The organism is Chryseobacterium sp. 2TAF14, assembly GCF_052115105.1.
In the GTDB taxonomy this organism is placed as follows: Bacteria; Bacteroidota; Bacteroidia; order Flavobacteriales; family Weeksellaceae; genus Chryseobacterium.
Genome location: NZ_JBFRGA010000310.1, coordinates 1 through 2,326, shown reverse-complemented (window position 1 = coordinate 2,326; position 2,326 = coordinate 1). Strand labels below are relative to the sequence as shown.

At 38.1% G+C, this 2,326-nt stretch carries 1 protein-coding gene and 1 pseudogene; both read right to left on the bottom strand.

Features of this window, described 5'->3' with window-relative positions:
• Positions 1 to 1,585: pseudogene (locus AB4Y90_RS17825) on the bottom strand (HAD-IC family P-type ATPase); the annotation flags it as partial.
• A 102-nt stretch (positions 1,586 to 1,687) separates the two neighbouring features.
• Positions 1,688 to 2,326, bottom strand: a 639-nt coding sequence (locus tag AB4Y90_RS17820) for a potassium-transporting ATPase subunit KdpA (RefSeq protein WP_441558903.1), incomplete at its 5' end; no start/stop codon positions are given.

Genomic DNA, 2,326 nt, shown 5'->3' with positions numbered 1-2,326 from the left:
GTCATTGGCAATACTGAATGTCGTCAATGTTCCTCTCGTCATCAGCAATTGTTTACCAATTTCTACAACTTCAATTAATTTTGTAGGATCGTTATCCAGATCAACCATATTTCCGGCTTCTTTTGCAGCCTGAGTTCCGCTGTTCATGGCAACACCCACATTGGCTTGAGCTAAAGCAGGTGCATCATTTGTACCGTCTCCCATCATTGCAACCAAGCGACCATCGGTTTGTTCTTTTTTGATGTAATTCATTTTATCTTCCGGTTTTGCTTCTGCGATAAAATCATCAACACCTGCTTTTTCAGCAATAAATTTTGCCGTAAGCGGATTATCTCCGGTAACCATGACGGTTTTAATCCCCATTTTTCTAAGTCTGTCAAAACGCTCGCTGATTCCGGGTTTGATAATATCCTGAAGCTCAATTACACCCAAAACTTTTTCGTTTTCTGAAACCACCAAAGGAGTTCCGCCGTTTTGAGAAATTTCTTTTACTTTTAAATCAATTTCCCGCGGAAAGGTATTTCCTGCTGCTTCAGATATTTTTCTGATGGCATCCGTAGCTCCTTTTCTGATTCTGATTTCCTCGTAATCGATTCCTGAACTTCTGGTTTCAGCGGTAAACTTGATAAATTTTGGAGACTTAATTTCATAACTTAAAGGATTAATTCCAGCCAGTTCAATAATCGATTTTCCTTCAGGAGTTTCGTCTGCCATTGAACTTAAAACCGCAGCTTTTATCAATTGCTTTTCGTCAACCTGATTCGCAGGATAAAAACTTGTTGCTTTACGGTTTTAATAATCCGCCAATAGTTGTTGGAATAAGACATACAAACAAAGAAATAAACGATGCGATTGTAATTGTGACATTAGAATAATCTGCAAATGGTTTTAATGTAACACAGACAATGATAAAAACCAACGTAAAACCAGCCAGTAAAATCGTCAACGCAATCTCGTTTGGAGTTTTCTGTCTTGAAGCTCCTTCTACCAAAGCAATCATTTTATCTAAAAAACTTTCGCCCGGTTGCGTGGTAACCTGTACAACAATTTTGTCGGACAAAACTTTTGTACCTCCAGTTACAGAACTTTTATCGCCACCTGCTTCACGAATTACGGGAGCAGATTCTCCGGTAATTGCACTTTCATCGATTGTGGCAAGACCTTCAATGATCTCTCCGTCTGAAGGGATAATATCTCCGGCTTCACAAACAAAAACATCTCCTTTCTGTAATTTAGACGAAGAAATTGTTTGTCCGTTCTGGATTTTTGCAGGCGTTTCCTCTCTTGTTTTTCTAAGACTGTCTGCCTGAGCTTTCCCTCTTACTTCTGCAATAGCTTCTGCAAAATTTCCAAATAATACAGTGAGCAGAAGAATGATGAAAACCGTAAAGTTGTAGGCAAAACTTCCCTGAGATTTTTCACCGGTTAAAGTCCATAAGCTTACGAAAAGCATCACTAATGTACCAAGCCATACGAGAAACATGACCGGATTTTTAAACATCAGTTTAGGATTCAGTTTCACAAAAGACTGCTTCAAAGCTTCCTGAACCAATTCTTTTTGAAACAAAGATTTATTTTGAATCATTTTTTTAATTCTTTATTTTAAATTTTATTTAATATGGAGATTTACATTATTTTTCATTTGTCATATTGAATCGCCTCATCTTTATCTGTGTTTTCATCCAAATCACAGCGATTTCATTGAAAAATATTCTGCAATCGGTCCTAAAGCCAGTGCCGGAAAGAAAGCAAGCGCTGCAATAATGGCAATCACGGCAAAAGTCATTAAACCAAATGTTGAAGTATCTGTTTTTAAAGTTCCTTCACCTTCCGGAATATATTTTTTCTGAGCTAATAATCCTGCAATCGCTACCGGACCAATAATCGGCAAGAAACGACCAAGCAAAAGCACAATTCCTGTAGAAATATTCCAGAAAAGATTATTGTCGCCTAAACCTTCAAAACCACTTCCGTTATTGGCAGCAGAAGATGTATATTCATATAAAACTTCGCTGAAACCATGGAATCCCGGATTGTTTAAAGTAGAAGTTCCGACTTCCGGAAAATAAGTGGCAATTGCAGTTCCGACAAGAATTAAAAACGGGTGAAATAATGCTACGATCATGGCAATTTTCATTTCGCGGGCTTCAATTTTTTTACCCATAAATTCCGGAGTACGACCGACCATTAATCCGCTGATGAAAACGGCAAGAATAATGTAGATGAAAATATTTAAAATTCCTGCACCGTCACCGCCGTAGAAAGCATTCACCATCATTGCAAGCATTTGGGTCATCCCAGAAAGCGGCATTGCACTGTCATGCAT